General features: G+C 64.2%; 15 protein-coding genes. 4 read left to right on the plus strand and 11 right to left on the minus strand.

Going from position 1 to position 20,193, the window contains the following annotated elements:
- Window positions 1–662: 662 nt before the first annotated feature.
- Genes ISS97_RS15400 through ISS97_RS15415 form a run of 4 tightly spaced genes read right to left on the minus strand, consistent with a single transcriptional unit; the run spans window position 663 to window position 4,809 of the window.
- The gene (locus ISS97_RS15400; protein ID WP_379983733.1) at window positions 663–1,322 is read right to left on the minus strand and encodes a DUF2894 domain-containing protein; all 660 of its coding nucleotides are present in this window, start codon (window positions 1,320–1,322) and stop codon (window positions 663–665) included.
- On the minus strand, window positions 1,312–1,962 hold the full coding sequence (locus tag ISS97_RS15405; protein ID WP_379983732.1) for an OmpA family protein: 651 nt from the start codon (window positions 1,960–1,962) through the stop codon (window positions 1,312–1,314). Before ISS97_RS15405 ends, ISS97_RS15400 begins: the two co-directional genes overlap by 11 nt.
- Window positions 1,959–4,055, minus strand: a complete 2,097-nt coding sequence (locus ISS97_RS15410; RefSeq protein ID WP_379983730.1) for a DUF802 domain-containing protein — start codon at window positions 4,053–4,055, stop codon at window positions 1,959–1,961. The genes ISS97_RS15405 and ISS97_RS15410 overlap by 4 nt, the downstream gene beginning before the upstream one ends.
- A gap of 10 nt (window positions 4,056–4,065) precedes the next feature.
- Entirely contained in the window at window positions 4,066–4,809 is a 744-nt protein-coding gene (locus ISS97_RS15415; protein WP_379983729.1) for a DUF3348 domain-containing protein, read from the minus strand.
- 236 nt (window positions 4,810–5,045) lie between these two features.
- Between ISS97_RS15415 and ISS97_RS15420 the strand changes: the two genes are divergently transcribed.
- A complete protein-coding gene (locus tag ISS97_RS15420) occupies window positions 5,046–6,212 on the plus strand; it encodes a M23 family metallopeptidase (RefSeq protein ID WP_379983728.1) in 1,167 nt (388 codons plus the stop codon).
- Window positions 6,213–6,233: 21 nt separating this feature from the next.
- On the opposite strand, the gene ISS97_RS15425 is transcribed toward ISS97_RS15420, so the two are convergent.
- Window positions 6,234–7,670 (minus strand): lipase family protein, encoded by a 1,437-nt coding sequence (locus ISS97_RS15425; RefSeq protein ID WP_379983726.1) that lies wholly within the window; start codon window positions 7,668–7,670, stop codon window positions 6,234–6,236.
- Window positions 7,671–8,223: 553 nt separating this feature from the next.
- Window positions 8,224–9,645: a sugar porter family MFS transporter gene (locus ISS97_RS15430; protein ID WP_379983725.1), complete on the minus strand. Its 1,422-nt coding sequence runs from the start codon at window positions 9,643–9,645 to the stop codon at window positions 8,224–8,226.
- A gap of 208 nt (window positions 9,646–9,853) precedes the next feature.
- On the opposite strand from ISS97_RS15430, the gene ISS97_RS15435 reads away from it, so the two are divergent.
- Complete coding sequence (locus ISS97_RS15435) at window positions 9,854–10,621, plus strand: YdcF family protein (RefSeq protein ID WP_379983724.1); 768 nt, start codon at window positions 9,854–9,856, stop codon at window positions 10,619–10,621.
- Window positions 10,622–10,660: 39 nt separating this feature from the next.
- Here ISS97_RS15435 and ISS97_RS15440 read toward each other — a convergent pair whose 3' ends face one another.
- A complete protein-coding gene (locus ISS97_RS15440) occupies window positions 10,661–11,722 on the minus strand; it encodes an NAD(P)-dependent alcohol dehydrogenase (RefSeq protein ID WP_379983723.1) in 1,062 nt (353 codons plus the stop codon).
- Window positions 11,723–11,901: 179 nt separating this feature from the next.
- Here ISS97_RS15440 and ISS97_RS15445 point away from each other — a divergent pair, with 179 nt between their 5' ends.
- Entirely contained in the window at window positions 11,902–12,840 is a 939-nt protein-coding gene (locus ISS97_RS15445) for an AraC family transcriptional regulator (RefSeq protein WP_379983722.1), read from the plus strand.
- A 202-nt stretch (window positions 12,841–13,042) separates the two neighbouring features.
- Here ISS97_RS15445 and ISS97_RS15450 read toward each other — a convergent pair whose 3' ends face one another.
- On the minus strand, window positions 13,043–14,473 hold the full coding sequence (locus tag ISS97_RS15450; protein WP_379983721.1) for an aldehyde dehydrogenase family protein: 1,431 nt from the start codon (window positions 14,471–14,473) through the stop codon (window positions 13,043–13,045).
- Window positions 14,466–16,130 carry an acetolactate synthase large subunit gene (locus ISS97_RS15455; RefSeq protein WP_379983720.1) on the minus strand — a complete coding sequence of 555 codons (1,665 nt, stop codon included), beginning with the start codon at window positions 16,128–16,130 and terminating at the stop codon, window positions 14,466–14,468. The genes ISS97_RS15450 and ISS97_RS15455 overlap by 8 nt, the downstream gene beginning before the upstream one ends.
- 129 nt (window positions 16,131–16,259) lie before the next feature.
- Here ISS97_RS15455 and ygiD point away from each other — a divergent pair, with 129 nt between their 5' ends.
- Entirely contained in the window at window positions 16,260–17,045 is a 786-nt protein-coding gene (ygiD, locus tag ISS97_RS15460; RefSeq protein ID WP_379983719.1) for a 4,5-DOPA-extradiol-dioxygenase, read from the plus strand.
- A gap of 96 nt (window positions 17,046–17,141) precedes the next feature.
- Here the strand turns inward: ygiD and xseA are convergent, their stop codons facing one another.
- Complete coding sequence (gene xseA, locus ISS97_RS15465) at window positions 17,142–18,494, minus strand: exodeoxyribonuclease VII large subunit (RefSeq protein ID WP_379983718.1); 1,353 nt, start codon at window positions 18,492–18,494, stop codon at window positions 17,142–17,144.
- A gap of 99 nt (window positions 18,495–18,593) precedes the next feature.
- Window positions 18,594–20,045 carry a phospholipase D-like domain-containing protein gene (locus ISS97_RS15470; RefSeq protein ID WP_379983717.1) on the minus strand — a complete coding sequence of 484 codons (1,452 nt, stop codon included), beginning with the start codon at window positions 20,043–20,045 and terminating at the stop codon, window positions 18,594–18,596.
- Window positions 20,046–20,193 lie beyond the last annotated feature (148 nt).

The raw sequence follows: 20,193 nt of genomic DNA on the forward strand, positions 1-20,193 counted from the left end.
ATCACGGTGACTTCCTTCCAGGGCATGAATGACGACACCTCGCCAGATCGATGGGGATCGGGCGGGTGTAACCCATGTCCTGGCACATCTGTTACCTATGTCTCCGGTCCATACACTTGCCCAAAGAGAAAGTAACTAAAGAGAAATGGCCTGAGAGCAGAGGGCGTGCTCTGTAGCCGCGCCTTTTCCAGTGGCAGACATCTGGAGTGCTTCGCTTCTTGCTCTCTCTTCTGGAACTGACTGGCGTCATCAGAGTCGCGCGCACTTTTCTCCTCCCCCTGCTCGCAGGGGGAGGCCGGGAGGGGGTAACCCCTTGCGACAACCTCTCCCGAGACGCTTTCTCAAGTACTCACCCCACCCCAACCCTCCCCTGTCCCACGGGACTAGCTTCGCGTCGCGAGCAGGGGAGGGGGCAGGAGCAAAACCGACGTCTGACACTGGGATAAGTGTTGCTACGAAGCACGCAGCGCTCTTTTAGACCATTTCTCTTTGGTTACTTTCTCTTTGGGTCAGCAAAGAGAAAGTGACTCGGGCGCCGGCAGGCGTCCGAAACGCCCGCTGCGTAAGCGGCCAGGTCGCAATAACTCAACGATTGTCGCGAAGGTGATTGGATTACGCGCTATAGGCGAAAGCGCCGTTTTGCATGACTACGCGGCAGTGCGTTACTGCTGCCGCTTAGCCCGAGTGCGCTTCTTGGGAGCACTCACTGCTCGAGGCGCATCGCTGATCACCATGCTGCCGCCACCACTCATCTGCTCCATCCCCGACAAAGCATCGACGTACAGCAAGAAATGTTGCAGATAGCCCGGCGACAGTTCACGCATGAGCGTGAGCGATCGATGCACCAGGTTGCCGGAGTTGAGCGGACCGGCGTTCGTGGGGACTTGCTCCAACGACTCCCGCAACTGGCTTTCGGTGCGGACCTTGGACCAGATCCTTTTGAAATCGTCGAGCACATGCAATTCCGGAAAGAGTGCGGGTTGGGAAACCGCGTCACTCGCTGCGGGATTGCCGTTGCGGGTGGTTGCCCGGCTGGCGATGCCATCGATCAGTTCGCCTAGCGCTCCGCGAGCGGGTGCGCCCGGTGTCACCGTGCTGTCAACGGCGTCGACGTTGGATGGCGCCTTCTTGAGATCGTTGGCATAAGCCTTGATCAGTTGCGCCAGCCTGTCATCCAGAAGGCGTCTTGCCTCGCCGCTGTGGCCCGCCGCGCGTCGTTCCATCGCATCGATGAAATGAAAGCGGATGGGATTCAGGCGATGGGCGTTCTGTTCGCGCCACGCGTCGAGTAACGCCCGGGCGTTTTTCTTGTTATGACCCATGCGGCGTCACGGTTGCCGTCTGCGGTTTCGGAATGGGGGCGATTTCCACGCGCCGGTTCCTGGCGCGTCCCTCGTCGTCGGCATTCGAACTCACCGGCTGTTCGGAACCGAACGCGGCTGCGAAGACCAGGGAGGCGGGCACGCCTTCGGCGATCAATGCACGGGTTACGGTCAATGCGCGTTCGGCCGAGAGCTCCCAGTTGTCGGCGAACTGGCGGTTGCCATCGCGCACCTGGCGGTCGTCGGTGAAGCCGCTCACCATCAGGATTTCGTCGCGCGTCTTGAGATAGCCGGCGAGCGGACCCGCCAGGCTCTTCAGGATTTCCCGTCCTTCGGGCTGTAGCTGATCGGAGTTCAGTGCGAACAGCACGCTGCCGCGAATACCGATGCGCCCGTTGACGAGCGTGACCCGGCCAGCGGCCAGTGGCCCGGCCAGTGCCTGCTCCAGAGTCTGGCGGCGTTGCGCCTCGATCTGTCGCTGCCGGACTTCCTCGTCCAGTCTGCTCGAGAGCTGCAGTTGCACGCCGATCACGCCCACCAGGATCAGCACGAACGCACCCAGCAGCACCGACATCAGGTCGCCGAAGGCGGCCCAGATCGGCGCCGACGACTCCTCGACGCCATCCATCTCTTCGCTCATGCCACTTCGGCTCCGGCGGATGCGCGCTGATGGCTGAGCTGTTGCAGGTCTTCGACGATCTGCTTCTGCGACAGCATGCTCAGGTCGATCACTTCACGGGCCTGCGCCACGTAATACGCAAGCTGTTCGTCACTGCGCGCGAGGGATTTATCCAGCGCGGTGGCGATGTGCTGCAAGCGGTCCATCAGCGCCTCATTCGAGTTGCCGTACATCTGCACGGCCGCGCCGAAGGCTTCGCTCAGGCTCGCCACCTCGACGGCTCCGCTGGTGACCTGGGCGGCCACGGCGCCGAGCTTGCCGGTTTCGGCTTCGATATGGTCGGTGAAGCGAGTGCTGACGCGATCGAGCAGATCCGCCGAGGTGGTGACCAGCGCGTCGACCGCAACGCGTTGCTCGGTGGATGCGTGGTTCACGGCATCAAGCAGCGTTTCCACCGTGGCCAGCAGACGGCTGCGCTCTTCCAGCATGGCGGTATCGCGCACCATGCTGTCGGAGAGTTTCTGGCGCAGCTCGGCGGCGACTTCGGCGGCTGCCTTGGGCGCTTCCGACGCTGCCTGCACGAGCCGGGAAATCTCGGCGATGGTGTTGCTGGCGTGCGCTTGGGTCTGGGCCGAGATGTCGCTCGCGGTTCGCGCCAGCGTGTCGCAGATTTCCTGCTGACGGCTTGCGGCGTGCACGCCCGCTTGTTCCCAATGGGTGTTCAACGCAGCCGTCATCGAGTCGAGCGTCTCTGTCCACGCCGCCAGTCGTTGCTGGTCCTGCGCGGCCAGCGCCGTCTGCAAGTCAGCATGCGATTGGTCGACGGTGCGGATCAGCGACGCCGAGTGCTGCTCGAAGCTCGCCGCTGCTGTCGTCAACGCTTGCTGGTGGTGAGCCGCCAGTTTTTCGTTGACGCCGTCTTGTTGCGACAGTGCATGATTCCACGCATCCGCCACGCTGCCCGCCGTGGTGTCGAGGCGCGTGAAGACGCCTTCCAGCAGACCGGTCGAGCGCTGCTCGAAGGTCGCGGTGAATTGGTCCAGCGCGCTGCGCAGGTCGTGAACCAGCGTCTCGTTCGATTGCCGGTGCGCGGCCAGTGCCTGGTTCCAGATATCCGCCACGGTGGTGGTGGTCGTTTCAAAACCGCTCGACAGTCCATCCAGCTGTCGTTGCACCGCCTGCGTAACGGTGCCATGCAGCGAGGCCGTCTCGCGTGCGAGACCCGCCATCGTGGCCTCCATCACCGGTTGCAGCGCCGCGCCGGCGGCACGCGCGCTCTCGGCAACGCTCTCCTTCAGCGACTGCTCCATGGAAGAGGCGAGGCGCGTATAGGCAGCTTCGGTCTTGCCGTGGAACGCTTCCTGGCTGGCGATCTGCCGCTCGTTCGCGGCCACGCTTTGTTGTTCGATAGTCGCCATCATCGTCTGCAGACGATCGACCAGGGTCGGCATTAGCGCGGTCTGCTGTTGCAGAAGCTTGAAGGTTTCCTCGCGCTGATGGCTCTGCGAGTAGATGCGCAGCGTGGTCGCGATTTTCGCGTCCAGCAGCTGCACCGCCTGAAGCCGTTCGCGCCGGCACAGCGCGGAAAGCAGCCCGAGCATCGCCGAACTGGCCACGCCCGCGATCGAGGTGCCGAACGCAAATCCCAACCCCTTGACTGGCGCGGCGAGCGAGCCGCGCATGGCCTGCAGATCGGTTGCGCTTTCCAGCGCCAGGCCAGTGCCTCTGAGGGTCGCCATCATGCCGAGCAGCGTGCCCAGCATGCCCAGCAACACCAGCAGGCCAACCAGATACGGCGTCAGCGCCGGCACCGGCAAGGCCACGCGCTCACCCTCGACGCGCAGGCGCGTCGCGTTGCGCAGGCTGGGGTGCAGACGTTCGAGCCAGCTACTCAGGCTGGTCGGTGTGGCGGACAGGTCCGTCACGGCGTGGGTCAGCGTGGTGGTGGCTTGCCGGTAGCGGTGCAGCTCAAGTCCGCCCGCGACGTAGCAGGCGCTGATCACCATCGCGACGGCCAGTCCCAGTGGGTTCGAGCCCACGTAGCCGGCGCCGATCCAGCACACGGCGGCCAGACCTACGGAAAACACAGCGAGATTAAGAAGATTTCTGTACATGACGTCCCAGTTAGCAGGTGCGAAGCGCTGCGAGCAGGCCTTCGACCGGTTGAAAACGAACATCCAGTTCGGCGAGCAATACGCTCTGCATGTCTTTGCGAAACACATCCAGCCAGGCGCCGGGCGTGGCTGTCGGGGTGTCCTCCGCTACCTGCGCATCGGCGAGTGTTTTTTCCTCGGTCTGGCGCAGGCGTTCGAAGTGTTTCCCGAGTAAAGCGGGCACGGTGCCGAGCAGAGTGTGTTCGCGGGGGCTCAGTGCGAGCTCCAGGGCGGCATCCACCTCCGCAAGCCGGGCCATGTCGGCCGATTGCTGGGCGAGTATGTCGCGCAGACGTCCGCGCAGATGGCCCGTGGCCGTCTGCATCCGCCGCTGCACGGCGAGATAGTGCTTGCGAAACGCCTCGTAATCGACCACCGCCTCCGCGTTCCCCTCTTCGGCAGGTACAGGTTCGGCCCCGCGCTGCCTTGAGGTGCTCCGATCGCGGTCGTCGGCAATGGCCGCTGCCAGCAAGCTGCGCACACGGGCGCACTCATCCTCTTCAGCACGGCCAAAGGTCTGCACGCCGGGAGTCGCCGCGGCCGGCCTGCCGTCCAGCGCCGTGGATAGCGCAATGGCATGGGTCCATTCGAGCCACTGGCTCAGACGGTCCGACAGCGCTTGCCTGGAAGGGGAAACGTCAACGTCCGTCAGGCGAGCCAATAAGCGAATGAACGTAGGGCCGCGGACCGTTGTGCGTAGGGGAGCTTGCACCATAACTGCTGGCGTCAAAACGACCAGTTTACACGCTGAGGGCTGGAGGCTGCTGAATGCGGTAAGGGGAAGCGAGGGGGAAATGGCTGGCCTACGCGCTTGGGCCGCCCGTTTCCGGCCCAAAACGAATACTCCATACTGCGGAAGGCGACGGCGGCTACGCCGCGCAAACCGGGGGCATTTGCTGGCAAAAGCTGGCGTCCGTCCCTATCGAAGTGCCTTCAGGGGATACACGTCGAATGATTCGTAGCGTCGTTGCGGCACTTTGGGTTGTCTTGTTCTGCTGTTTGCCATCCAGCCACGCCCAGGACGCCCTGGCTCCGGTCGAGGCCCGCGTGCCGTTTGCGCCTGGCGCGTTTGCCGGCAGCGATGGTCTGACGCATATGGCTTACGAGCTGCATGTCACCAATTTCTACGGCGACACCGGGCCGTTGAAGCCGGCGCAGCTGAACATCTTCGGAGATGAGGCGAAGACGCCGCTGCTGACGCTGGACGCGGAAGCGCTGTCGGGGATGATCCGTCCGGCACCGGCGGAGCATGAAACCCCATCGATCCTCCCCGGGAAACGTGCCGTGATCTTTGTATGGATCACGTTGCCGCCGGGCACGGCGGTGCCACATGTACTGCGCCACCGCATGACATTCGCTACGGATAAGCAGGGCGTTGCCTTGCTCGATGGCGCGACCGTTCGGGTCGATGAAGCAAGACCCATGGTGATCGGCCCGCCGTTGCGCGGTGGCCGCTGGATCGCGCACGAGGGACCCGGCGCGGCGCAGTCGCACCATTGGGGCAGCCTGGTGGCGGTGAATGGGCAGCTCACCATTCCGCAGCGTTACGCGCTGGATCTGGTGGGGCTCGATCCGCAGGGGCACGCGATGCGGTCCGGCGTGAAGGACATCCAGAAGTCGACCTACGCTGACTGGGTTGGCTATGGCGCGGACGTGCTCGCCGTCGCCGACGGCGTGGTGCGCAGTACGCGTGGCGACGCGGAAGAACACCGGCCACTCAGTCCGCAACCCGAGCCGGCTTCGCTCACCACCAACGTTCTGTTCGGCAACTACGTCGTGCTGGAAATCGCCCCCGGCGTATTCGCCAGCTATGCGCATCTGCAGCGCGGAAGTCTCAAGGTGAAGCCCGGCGACAAAGTGCGTCGCGGACAGCCGTTGGCGCGCCTCGGGCAGTCAGGCAATTCGGCGGCGCCGCATCTGCATTTCCAGCTATCCAACGCGGCGACGTTTGAAGGGGCAGAGGGCGTCCCGTACGTTTTCGACCGCTTCGATTTCTTCGGGCCGGAGACCGAGGCGCAGCTGTTCGGGCAGGGCGAGCCGTGGAAGGCCGCCCCCATCGAACGCCGCCGCGCGCAGCTGCCGTTGAACGACGTGGTGATCCAGTTTCCGAGCCAGTGAATCCGGCGGTTTGCGGAGGCGTTAGCCGATGACCGCCCCTGGCACCGGGTTGCTGAAATCCTCCGGTGCCAGCTTCTGCGTCAGGCGGAACACACCTTCATGCACTTTGCGCGGCAGCACCACATCGAGCACGGTGGTCTGGTGCGGCCCCCAGGCAATGTGCAGGTCGTCGCTGGCATCCATCGTCGCCAGGGCGTGATGAACCAGTCCGTCGAGATCGTCCGGTTGCACGCTGGCGGTGTAGGGGCAATGCCCGTTGACGGCCGCACGCAGCGTCTTGCGGCTGTTGGTGGGATCGGCCACGCGATCGTCGCCGGCCAGCAGGGCGTGATTGAGAAAGAACGAGATCACGTTGGGGGTGTGGCTGTTCGCCTGGCGGTCGAGCATGAAGCCTTGCGGCATCCAGTCCGGGTTCGGCGGTGTGCCGGCGGATAGCAGAAAGCGGCTGTCCAGCAGCGCCTCGCCGGCTTCGTCGGCGAGGCGCACGATCAACAGGCTGCGCGGGTCGTGGATATGCACGCGCGGCGAGAACGGCCCGACCGGTTCCAGCTCCACCTTGTCCGCATCGCGCTGCGCATTCTCCGCATCGAAGCTGTTGCAAAGCTGCGCATAGCTGCTGCCGTCGGTGACGCGCAGACAGCGCAGCACGGCATCGATCGTGGTGGCCGGCGCGGCGGCCATGATGCCTTGCGCATCTCCCGAGTGCGACGCGCCGGGAATCAGCTTGAACGCCGTGCGTGGTGCGCGCGTGAGATTGAGCGCGAGCGTGTCGCCGCTGTCAGTGCTGGTCTTGCGCGTCAGCACGGCGTGACAGGCATTGAGGTTCGCGGCGGCGATACGCACCACGCCATCCGAACCGTCTTCGCCGGTGTAGCTGTTGAGGTGGTCGTAGAGCGAACGGTCCGGCCGGTCACCGGTAAGCACAAACAGAAACTGTCCCTTGTCCGTCGGATCGGCGCCATGGATATGGTCGATATTCAACGACAGCGACGCGGCGCTTCCCAACTCCAGCCAGTCCAGAATCCGCTGCCCCGGCTCCACCCCGTTCCACCACGAACGCAACCGCCCCAACACTCCCTTGCCAAGCTGCGCCAGCGCCGAGCCGAAATTGGCCGGCGCCAACATGATCAGATGACTGAGGCGGATGGTGCTGTACACGCCGGGCTTCTCACGCTGCGCACGCAGCCACTCGCGCACCACCGGCCCGCCGGTGGAGTGGGTGATACAGGCGAAGCTGGCACCGATCAGATGCAAGTCACGCAACGCATGGTCGAACCCGCGGACAAGATCGGCCATCGTCACCGCGTCATCGAAACTCACGTACTCCGAGAGCCATAGATCGGCGACGTTCAATGCCATACCGCTGGCGGCGGCTTGCTGCTGCAGACGCTGGGGCAGGGCGCCGTAAGTCGAGGTGTTGGTGACGCTCCAGCCGTGGACGAAAACCAATGTGGTCATGGTTTGGGCTCCGTGGGTGGCCGGAGTATCTCCGATTGGCGTAACAGGTGTGACACTTCACAGCGAGAACCGCTACGTAGCAGCACTATCCCGAGCACCCACCCCTCACCCCAACCGTCTCCCCTGAGGGGAGAGGGAGCTGCTCTTCTTCTTTAAAAGGCGATGCGTAAGCGAGCCCGTCACCGGGTCCCCTGTGGAGCGGTGAGGGTTGGACGATCAGGCCCCGAAGGGGGCGCAGGCAGGACGCCTGCGCCTTTTCGACACGACAGGGATGTCGTGTCGAAAAGCCCGGCCAACCCTCACGGACCCGTAGGCGAAGCCGGAGGGCGCGCAAGAGGGGTGCCTTTTCTTTTGGTTACTTTTCTTTGGGCAAGCAAAGAAAAGTAACTCGGACCGCGGCAGCGGTTCGAAACCCCGCCGCAGGCGGACCAAAACATTCAGACGCTAAAACCCAGCGACAACACCACTGGATGACCAGCTTCGCTGTTGTGAAGCGCCTCCTGCCTACGCCGGAATGACGAGTAGGAAGGAGATTGCCAACTCTAAGTTGGCATCACTCCTTCATATCCTCCAGCTCCATCCCCTTGGTCTCACGCACAGCCACAATCACAAACACAAGAGAAATCAGCGCAAACAACGCATACAGCCCATAGGCAAAACTAAGCCCGATCTCCGCCAGCGAAGGAAAACTGCTGGTAATGGCGAAGTTGGCCAGCCACTGCGCAGAAGCCGCTACCGCCAACGCAATCGCCCGAATGCGATTAGGGAACATCTCTCCCAACAACACCCACACCATCGGTCCCCAGCTCAACCCAAAAAACACCACATAAGCATTCGCCGCGATCAACGCCACCATGCCCCATGGCGCCGGCAGACTGAGCGCCGCGCCGGTGCCGGAGGCCTGCGAAAAACACCACGCCATCAAACCGAGTGTGACCGCCATGCCGGCGGAGCCAATGGTCAGCAGCGGCTTGCGGCCGATGCGATCCACCAGCGCGATCGCGACCAGGGTCACCAGCACATTCACTACCGAGGTGGCGACAGTGATGGTGAAGGAGTCCGCTTCGCTGAAGCCCACGGAGTGCCACAGCGTCGAGGAGTAATAGAAGATCACGTTGATGCCGACAAACTGCTGGAACACCGATAGCAGGATGCCGATCCACACCACCGGCAGCAGGCCGGCGCGCGGGCCGCGCAGATCGCGCAGGGTGGGGCGGTATTCGGAGCGCAGGCTTTGTTCGATATCGGCCAGCTTGTGATCGAGTGCGCCTTCGTCGCGCAGATCGAGCACCTGGCGCAGCACGTCCTTGGCTTCGCTCAAACGTCCCTTCGCGACCAGGTGGCGCGGTGACTCGGGCACGCCCAGCACCAGCGAGCCATAGATCAGGGCGGGGATCACGGCGATCAGGAACATCCAGCGCCAGGCGGACAGGCCGAACCACAGCGGCTGCGAGGCGCCCCCGGCGCTGCTTGCCAGCCACGCATCGCTGAGCAGCGCGGTGAAGATGCCAAGCACGATGGCCAGCTGCTGCAGTGAGCCGAGACGGCCGCGCACCTGCGCCGGCGACACTTCGGCGATATAGGTTGGTGCGATCACCGAGGCCACGCCTACGCCGATACCGCCGACGACGCGCCACAGAATCAGATCCCACATACCCGACACCAGTCCGGAACCCAGCGCGCTCAGGGCGAGCAGCACGGCGGCCACCTGCATGGTGCGCACGCGGCCGAAGCGGTCGGCCAGGGGGCCGGCATACCAGGCGCCGATCGCGGAGCCGAGCAGGGCGCAGGACACGGCGAAACCGATGCGCCCCGCGCCGAGTCCGAAGCTGCCGCGGATCGCATCCACCGCGCCGTTGATCACTGCGGTGTCGAAGCCGAACAGAAATCCACCCAGGGCCGCGGCGGCGGCGATCAGTACCACGCGCGCGGTGGCGCGTTGCTCCAGCCCATTGCTGACGTCCACTACGCTCATCGTGCTCTCCCCATGGTGTTCTCCCCCGTCGATCGCGTATGAAAAGTGCGGCGATTCTGCCCCGCAGCCTTGCGCATAGTGGATGAATACGTATGCACGGGTTGGTGCTACGCAACACAATGGCGGCAGTGTCTAGAGCGAACGCCTGACTCGTGGTGGTGCGCGACTCGGTTTACTCTGGCGCATCCATTCTCGGAACGGGGCTGTCATGACTTTGTCTGTCTTAGCGCTGCTGTGTCTGCTGGCGCTGGTGTTGGGTTATTGGAAGTGGCGCAGGAGCAGCCGCGCTGTCGTGGTGCTGGCCTTGCTGTGGTTCTTCGGCATCGGTTGCGGTGCAGCACCAGCCTGGATGCTGAGTGACCTGCAAGGCGACTATGCGAGCACCGTGTCCGGCGGTTGGACGGCGCGCAGCGCGATCGTGCTGCTGGGGGCAGGCACGTTCCGGGACGAGCAGGTCCACGATCTGGAGCCGAGTTATTTCGCCAATGGGCGTCTGCTCACCGCGGTCACGCTGTATCACGAATGCCACGAAGCAGGTGGCGACTGCAAGGTATTGGTGAGTGGCGGCGATCCACAGGGGCATGGCGAAGCGGAGGCCGCGATCTATCGCCGAGCGCTGTTGCGCGCGGGGATTCCCGAAGGCGATCTGCTGATCGAAACGCGCAGCCGCAGCACCTGGCAGAACGCGGAATTCAGCAAGCCGATGCTGGAGGCGGACGGTGCGGAACGCGTGCTGTTGGTGACGTCGGGCACGCACCTGCGCCGCAGCCTGCTGTACTTCGCGCACTTCGGCCTGCATCCGCAGCCGGTACGCGGCGATTTCGTCAAGGCGATGTGGTCGTGGTATCCGCTGGCCTGGAACTTCACCCTGGCCGACGCCGCGCTGCATGAATACGTCGGCATTGCGCGCTATCACGTGTACAACGCGCTGGGCTTGAATGCCGCGAAGGCGGGTGTGGCTTCGGGGCAGCCTTGATAAATCGGGCCATCCCGTTGCGGGATGGCCCGATGGCGATTACGCCGCCTTCTTCAACGAAGCAATGTCGATCACGAAGCGATAGCGCACGTCGCTCTTGAGCATGCGCTCGTAAGCCTGGTCGATCTGCTGGATGTCGATCATCTCGATGTCGCAGCTGATGCCGTGTTCGGCGCAGAAATCCAGCATCTCCTGCGTTTCGGCAATGCCGCCGATGGCCGAGCCGGTGACGGAGCGGCGGCCGAGGATCACCACACCGGCCTGCACTGGCGGATCGATCGGCTGGAGCTGGCCGACCAGGCAATGCACGCCGTCGAGCTTGAGCGTAAGCAGGTACGGGTTGAGGTCATGCTGGTTCGGCACGGTGTCCAGGATAAAGTCGAAGTGGCCAGCCAGTGCTGCCATCTGCTTGGGATCGGTGGAGAGCACGACATGATCCGCACCCAGGCGACGGGCTTCTTCTTCCTTGCCCGCCGAGCGGGTGAACAGGGTGACGTCGGCGCCCATCGCCTTGGCGAACTTCAGGCCCATATGGCCGAGGCCGCCGAGGCCGATCACGGCGACCTTGCTGCCCTTGCCGATCTTCCAGTGGCGCAGCGGCGACCACGTGGTGATGCCGGCGCACAGCAGCGGCGCGGCGGACTTCGGATCGAGCTTGTCGGAAATGCTCACCACGAACTTGTCGTTGACCACGATGCGCTCGGAGTAGCCGCCGAAGGTCGGCAGGCGGTCGTGGCGGTCGGTGTCGTTATAGGTCCAGGTGGCACCCTCGACGCAGTACTGCTCCAGACCCGCGTTGCAGGAGGCGCAGTGCTGGCAGGAGTCGACCATGCAGCCAACGCCGACCATGTCGCCGACCTTGAACTTGCTGACCTTGGCGCCGACGGCGCTGATTTTGCCGATGATCTCGTGGCCCGGCACCATCGGATAGGTGCTGTTGTGCCACTCGTTGCGGGCCTGGTGCAGGTCGGAATGACAGACACCGCAATAAAGAATGTCGATGACTACGTCGTCTGGGCGCGGATCGCGGCGCTCGAAACGGTGGGCCGCCAGCGGGGTGGTGGCGGCTTGGGCGGCGTAGCCGAGGATGGACAGGGCCATGCGTTTCTCCTGGGTGGAAATAGGGAACGGCGAACGGGAGGAGTATGGGTGGCGGGCACGGAAGGCGGGTAGCCGGATCCTGCGAGATCGTTGCCCGATTCTGCAAAGCTGCGAGGGGGCACTCGCCTTGGCCCGGAGGAACAGGCAATCTCTGTGGCATCGCTTTTTGAGTCAAATGCATGAACAGCAAGCTTTCGTCCGCCCATGCCAGCTCGCGCATCGAGCGGGACTGCGAGGAATTGACAGCCATCGTTGAACGATTCGCGCTGACCGAAGGCGTGCACCCCACCGCCTGGGGGCCGCTCAGCTTCTTCCGCGCGGACTCCACCAGCGCGCCCGTCTGCGCGCTGTACGAGCCGGGCCTTGGCCTGGCCTTGCAGGGGGCCAAGCAGATCCTGCTGGGGCAGGAAACCTTTGTGCACGAACCCGCCAGGTATCTGGTGACTTCCGTGGATGTGCCGGTATCCGCGCAGGTCTTGCGCGCCACGCCGGAAGAGCCCTGCTTGTGCCTGACCTTCCGCTTCGATCTGCAACGCATCCGCGAATTCCTGCCGGAGATCCGGCCAGTCCGCGCGGCGGCGACGCCTTCGCGCGGCATCGCTCTCAGCCCGCTTGACGGTGATTTGCTGGACCCGCTGCTGCGCCTCGCGCGCTTGCTCGACAAGCCGCAGGATCTGCGGATGCTCGGTCCGCTGCTCGAGCGCGAACTGATCTATCGCCTGTTGACCGGCGAGCAGGGCGCGCGACTGGCGCAGATCGCTATCGCCGGCAGTCAGGGGCATCAGGTGTCGCGCGCGATCCGCTGGCTGCGCGAATACTTCGACCAGCCGTTGCGCATCGAGGATCTCGCGGCGCAGGTGAATATGAGTACCTCCTCGCTGCACCACCACTTTCGCGCGATGACGGCGATGAGCCCGCTGCAGTATCAGAAGCAATTGCGCTTGCAGGAAGCGCGCAAGCTGCTGCTGTCGGAATGTTGCGACGTGGCCACCGCCGCGCACCGGGTGGGCTACGAAAGCCCTTCGCAATTCAGTCGCGAATACAGCCGTCAGTTCGGTGCACCGCCGTTGCGGGATGTGAATCGGTTGCGGATGGAGGGAGTGGAATCGGTGGCGTGACGGTATCCACTCCTCCCCCTGCGAGCAGGGGGAGGTTGGGAGGGGGTAAGCCCTTGCGATAACGCCTTATGGCTTGAAGGGCTTGACCCCACCCCAACCCTCCCCTGCTGCGACCGAAGTAGTCCCTGTGGGACACGCAGGGGAGGGGGTAGGTAGGTGCAAGCTTTGGGTTCTTGTGCAGTAAGGAGAGGAAAGCTATTCCTCAAACCTCGCGCATCACCATCAAGCGCAGCTCCGTCATATCCTCGATCGCATAGCGCACACCTTCGCGGCCGATGCCGGACAGCTTCACGCCGCCATACGGCATGTTGTCCACGCGGAAGCTGGGGATGTCGTTGACGATCACACCGCCCTGGTCCAGCTCGTTCCACGCACGCATGGCGTGCGCAAGGCTGTCGGTGAAGATGCCAGCCTGCAGGCCGTAGTCGGAGTCGTTGACCATCGCCACGGCGTCGTCGAAATCCTTGTAGCGGGCGAGCAGGGCGAAGGGGCCGAACACTTCCTGCCGGTTGACCTTGGTGTCGCGCGGCACGTCTTCCATCAGCGTGGCTTCCAGCATCGGGCCTTTGCGCTTGCCGCCACACAGCACTTTGCCGCCCGCCTTGCGGGCTTCTTCGATCCAGCTGTACAAGCGCTCCGCGGCCGCCTCGTCGATCATTGGTCCGAGGAAGGTGTCCTTCTTTTTCGGGTCGCCGGCCTTGAGCTTCTTCACGGCGGCTACGAGGCGCTTCTTCAGTTCGTCGTAGATCGAATCGTGCACGTAGATGCGCTGCACACTGATGCAGCTCTGGCCTGATTGATAGAACGCGCCGAAGATCAGACGGTCGATGACGCGATCCAGATGCGGACCCTGGTCGGCGTCGACGATGCACGCCGCGTTGCCGCCCAGCTCCAGCGTCACCTTCTTGTGGCCTGCGCGCGCCTTCAGGTCCCAGCCGATCTGGCTGCCGGTGAAGGAGAGCAGCTTGAAGCGCGGATCTTCCACCAGCGGGCCGGCGTGCTTGCCGTCGAGGTTGAGGATGGAGAAGGCACCTTTCGGCAGATCGGTTTCCGCCAGCACTTCGCCGATGATCAGCGCGCCGATGGGCGTGCGTTCCGCCGGCTTCAGTACGAACGGGCAACCCGCGGCAATCGCCGGCGCCACTTTGTGTGCCACGAGGTTGAGCGGAAAGTTGAACGGGGTGATGAACGAGACCGGCCCCAGCGGCACGCGCTTGGTATAGCCGTGGTAGCCGTCGAGGCGCTTGGCGATTTCCAGGTTGATGGTTTCGCCGTTGGTACGTACCGATTCCTCGGCGGCGATGGTGAAGGTCTCGATCAGGCGGGTGACTTCGCCGTCCGAATCCTTGATCGGCTTGCCGGCTTCCACGCATAGCGCATAGGCCAGTTCATCGCGGCGCTCGATGAAACGCTTGACGCAGTGTTGCAGCACCGCCTGGCGCGCCCATGGCTTGAACTCGCGCATGGGTTCGGTGGCTTTCACTGCCGCGGCGATGGCTTGTTCTACCGCCTTGGCGTCGGGCACGGCGACTTTGGTCGCCACCTTGCCGCTGTATTTGTCGACCACATCCATCCACTCCTTGGATGTCTGCGCTTTGTTGGCGAGGTAGTAGGGGTATTTCTTCTCAAGCATGGTGACGCTCCGGTTGGATCGCGGCGCTGAGCTGGCGAATCTCTTCGTTGAGTATGCGGTGGTTGTCGCTGTAGTCGATGACCAGATCGATCAGATGCACGCCGCCTTGCTCGAAGGCGCGTTGCAAGGTGGGCAGGAATTCGTCGGCGCTGGCAGGCCGGTGGCCGTGCGCGCCGTGCGCTTCGGCGAAGGCGACGAAATCCGGATTGCCGAATTCCATGCCGTAGTCGGGGTAGCCCATCTCGGCCTGTTTCCAGCGGATCATGCCGTAGGCATCGTCGCGCAGCAGCAGGATGACCAGATCCATCTTGAGCCGCACCGCGGTTTCCAACTCCTGCGCATTCATCATGAAGCCGCCGTCGCCGCAGATCGCGAGCACCTTGCGGTCCGGATACACCATCTTTGCCGCCATCGCCGAAGGCAGGCCGGCGCCCATGGTGGCAAGCGCGTTGTCGAGCAAGACCGTGTTGGGCTGGCGTGCGCGGTAGTAGCGCGCGTACCAGATCTTGTACATGCCGTTGTCCAGGCACAGCACGCCGTCGTCGGGCATGTAGCGTCGCGTGTCCGCCACGAGCCGCACCGGGTGGATCGGGAAGCGCGGATCGTCAGCATGCTCGGCCAGCTGACGCTCGAACGCCAGGCGCACCTGATCGAAGAACTTGAAGTTCCAGTGCGCCTGCGGCTTCAACGCATCGGTAAGGCGTTCGACGGTATGCGCGATATCGCCCACCACTTCGATCTGCGGGAAGTACACCGTGTCCACTTCCGCCGACGAGAAGTTGATGTGGATGACCGTGCGCCGTCCTTTGTGCATGAAGAACGGCGGCTTCTCCACCACGTCGTGACCGACATTGATGATGACGTCGGCCGCGTCGATCGCGCGGTGCACGAAATCGCCATCGGACAGCGCGGCGTTGCCCAGCCAGAGTGGGTGATCCTCGTCCACCACGCCTTTGCCCATCTGGGTGGTGAAGAACGGCATGCCCAGCTTGTCGATGAAGTTGCGCAGCGCTACGGCCGTGCGCTGGCGATTGGCGGCGGCGCCGATCATCAGGATGGGGTGGCGCGCGGCGGTGATCGCCTCGCCGGCCTGCACCAGTGCGGCGTCATCCGGTGCGGGGCGGCGCGCATATTCGGTGGGCAGCAGGATCACTTCATCCACTTCGTCGCGCGCGATGTCCTCCGGCAGTTCCAGATGCACAGCGCCAGGGCGTTCCTCTTCCGCACGGCGGAAAGCCTCGCGCACGCGGGCAGGGATGGTCGGCGCCGATACGATCTGACGGGTGTACTTGGTCAGCGGCTGCATCATGTCCACCACATCGACCAGCTGGAACATGCCCTGCTTGTGCGTGCGGATGGGTTTCTGGCCGGTGATCATCAGCATCGGCATGGCGCCGAGCTGTGCATAGGCGGCGGCCGTGACGAGGTTGGTGGCACCTGGACCCAGCGTCGACAAAGCCACGCCGGCCTTGCCGGTGAGCCGTCCCCAGGTGGCGGCCATGAAGCCGGCGGCTTGTTCGTGGCGGGTGACGATGAGGCGGATGGAGGACTCGCGCAGGGCTTCGACCATATCCAGGTTTTCTTCGCCGGGTACACCGAAGATGCTGCGTACGCCTTCGGCTTCCAGGGCTTTCACGAACAATGCCGCTGCCTTCATGCACTCATTCTCCAGAGATGGAAACGCATGGCCGCGCAGGATGCGGCATGTTCCGTTCATAGCACGTGAGATCGTGTCCTGCGTTGTGCCACGATGGTGACCATAACCGCGTTATCAAGGTGAGTCCGCATGCGTACCGCGACGGTCATGCCTGTGCTTTTCATCGGCCACGGTTCGCCGATGAATGCGATCGAGGACAACGCCTACCATCGCAGCTGGCGGGCGCTGGGGCAGCGCTTGCCGCGGCCGCGCGCGGTGCTATGCGTTTCCGCGCATTGGGAAACACGCGGTGTCTATGTGACCGGTGCCGATGCGCCGGAGACCATCCATGACTTCTATGGGTTTCCGGCGGCCCTGTTTCAGGTGCGCTACCCGGCGCCTGGCGATCCGGCCCTGGCGCGGCGAATGGTCGGTTTGTCGCAGGAGTTCCATCTCCACGTCGATCCCGGTCGCGGGCTGGATCATGGGGCGTGGAGCGTATTGCGCGCGATGTATCCCGAGGCGGATGTGCCGGTGCTGCAATTGAGCCTGGATGTGCGGCTCAGCGGCCCCGAACACTATCGGCTGGCGGCGGTATTGGCGCCGTTGCGTGAGGAAGGTGTGCTGATCCTGGCCAGCGGCAATATCGTCCACAACCTGGCGTTGTTCCGCTTCCATAGTCATGAGCAGCTCGCGTGGGCATGGCGCTTTCGCACCGAGGTGAATGCCCTGATCGAACAGCGCGATCATGCGGCGCTATGCCACTACGAAAACCTGGGTCCGGATGCGGCACTGGCGATCCCCACGCCAGAGCATTACCTGCCGCTGCTGTATGCGCTGGCATTGCAGCGGGAGGGGGAGCCGGTGGAAACATTCAACGACGAGGTCATCAGTGCGTTGTCGATGACCTCGCTGGCCATCGGTCTCGATTCGTAGGAGCGCACCCTGTGCGCGAAAGCCCTGCAAAGCAGGGCCCATGTAGGCAGTTCCACCGGTTTGTCGCGCACAGGGTGCGCTCCTACATGAAGGTAGTCAGTCTTTGCTGGTGCGCAGCGACAGCTCGCCGTCGGCGAGGCGTGCGCGCAATGAGGTGCCGGGTGTCACGTTCAAGGCGGAGCGCAGTACGCGGCCTTCGGCGTCGAACAGGATGGCGTAGCCGCGTTCCAGTGTGGCCAGCGGGCTGACCGCGTGCAGCGTGCGCGCTGTCTGCTGCAAGGTGGCGCGGCGGCGTTCGAGGATCTGCGCGATGGCATGGCGCAGCCGCTGATCCTGTTGGGCGAGCCGATGGCTGAGCAAGGAAAGTTGTTGGCGCGGATGGCGCGCCAGCAGACGGGCATGGGCGCGTTCCAGCCGGCGGCTGCGATCGCGCTCCCGTTCGCGTACGACCGCGGCCAGCCGATGTCGCAGATGCGCCAGCCGTTCGCGGTCGCGCGCCAATCGGTTTTGCGGGCGCTGTGCCTGCAACCGTGCCAGCAGGTGATCGGTGCGCTGGATCAGCGCCTGCATGCGTCGCTGCTGCAGCGTGCCGAGCCGTTGCTGCAGCTGGCGCAGGTGCCGTGATAGGGCCGCGGCATCGGGTACCAGCAATTCAGCGGCGGCCGACGGTGTCGGTGCGCGCAGATCGGCCACGAAGTCGGCGATGCTGAAATCCACTTCATGTCCGACGGCCGAGACCACCGGCACCGCGCTGGCATGGATGGCGCGCGCGACTTGTTCGTTGTTGAAGGCCCACAAATCTTCCAGCGAGCCGCCGCCGCGGGTCAGCAGCAGCACGTCGTAACGTCCGCTGGCGGATGCCTTGCGCAACATGGCGACGATGGCGGGCGGTGCTTCGCGGCCCTGCACGGGTACCGGCAATACTTCTACGTCGGCCAGCGGCCAGCGCCGCGACATCACGCTGAGCACATCGCGCACAGCGGCACCGGTCGCGGAGGTGATCACGCCGATGCGGCGCGCGAAGGCGGGCAGGGCGCGCTTGTGGGCGGGATCAAACAGGCCTTCGGCGTCGAGCCGGGCCTTGAGCTGTTCGAACTCGCGTTGCAGCGCGCCTTCGCCGGCCGGTTCCATATGCTCGGCCACCAACTGAAATTCGCCGCGCGGTTCGTACAGGCCGACCTTGGCGCGCACCAGTACCTGCATGCCGTCGACCGGACGGAACTTCAGCCAGCCGCTTTTGGGGCGGAACATGGCGCAGCGCACCTGGGCGCCGCTGTCCTTCAAGGTGAAATAGAGATGCCCCGATGCCGGGCGCGCCACGTTGGACAGCTCGCCTTCGATCCACACCATAGGCAGCGCGTCTTCCAGCAGGTCCCGCACCAGCCGGTTGAGCGTGCTGGGCGTCAGGATGTGGCGAGAGGGCGTGGTGGAGTCGTCGTGCGCGTGCATGGAGGCGCGAGACTAGCACGAATGATTTGGATTACATCCGCTTGCCCGTGTCTGCGTAGCTTGTTTATGAGGCAAGCGGTTCAAGTCATTGATTAGGCGTTATTCGGTCTCGTCGACGGCCTTGACCCGCCGCCAATGCCGCCGGCGTGCACGCCAGGCCCGGATGCCGAGATTCAAGGCAAACCACAGCGCCAGTACCGCCAGCGGCCAACCCACCACGGCCGGCCAGAAAATCGCGACCACGGCGAGCGCCAGCAGCAGGACGGTGCCCATCACCAGCGGGCCGGTTTCGGTATCGCCCAGCACACGCCGGTCGGTGATCGCCGCGCCCACTGAATTCGCAATGCGCAAAGCGCCAGCGGCGGCGCGGCTCGAACTGCCGCCCATGCGGCGCGCGCGCGGCGGCGGTGTGCTGGCACTCACGCGTTCGGCATGCGGGCGATAGCGACGCGGTGCCAGCACGATCTCCGTGGCGTTGCCCAGGTCGATCTCGTACTGCGCGGCCAGGCAGCGCGCGAACTCCACATCCTCCACCGCCACGTCGATCTCGCGATTGCTCAGCCAGCTCGCGATATTGAGGTTGGACGAACCCACCCGCGCCCATTGCCCATCCGCCACCGCCGTCTTGGCGTGCAGCATCGAGCCGTTCCACTCGAACACGCGGATACCGGCCTTGAGCAGCGGCCGATAACCCGAGCGCGACATGCCGGCAACCATCGGGATATCGCTGCTGCCCGGCACCAGCAGGCGCACATCCACACCATCCCGCGACGCCGAGGCCAGCGCCTGCACGTAAGGCGCGACACCGACGAAATAAGCGTCAGTCAGCCAGAGTGTCTTGCGCGCCATCGCGGCGATCATCTGATCCAGCCGATACATGCCCGCCGTCGATGGCTGCGTTGCGATCACCCGCAGCGCCACCGTCCCGGCTTCCGCACTCGCTTCTTGTTCGAACGGAGGCAGCGGCGTGCCCATGCTCGACCAGCTTTGCGCAAACGCCGCCTCGATCTCGACCACTGCCGGTCCATGCAAAGCCACACCGGTATCGCGCCACGGCGCAATGCCGCGCTTCGCATCGCCCAGCCACTTCTGGCTGATGCAGACCCCGGAAAGAAACCCGACCTGCCCATCCACCACCAACACCTTGCGGTGATCGCGGCTGATCCACCCGAACGGCTGCCCCAATTGCGGCGGATTGAACACCCGCACCTGTCCGCCGGCAGCGCGCAGCGGTGCCCAGAAACTAGAGCGGGACTGCCCCAGGCAACCCACCCAGTCGTAGATCACCGCAACGAACACACCTTCCTTCGCCCGCTCCACCAGCGCATCGCGGAACGCCCGGCCGACCTCATCGTCCCGGATGATGTAATTCTCCAGCAGCACCCTTCGCCGCGCTCCACGGATCGCCGCGAGCCACGCCTCGTAATGCGCAGCGCCATCAATCAACAACTCAATCCGATTGCCAGTAAGCAACGGCGCACCAGCCGCGCGGCTCAGTGCCTGCTCGGCGAAAAGACGGCCGGGCGAAGAGGGAAATGCAGTCCGGTTCATGGGGAGAGTGTAGGGGATTGTTTGTTTTGGTCGGTGTGGCTGCGAGGCTTGTCTCTCACTAGAAGCGGTAAACCGAGCACCCACACCCCACCCCAACCCTCCCCTGCAAGCAGGGGAGGGAGTGAATAGCCAAACGAAGAAAACCATC

The sequence above is a fragment of the Dyella koreensis genome (genome assembly GCF_044904565.1).
Classification (GTDB): domain Bacteria; phylum Pseudomonadota; class Gammaproteobacteria; order Xanthomonadales; family Rhodanobacteraceae; genus Dyella_D; species Dyella_D koreensis.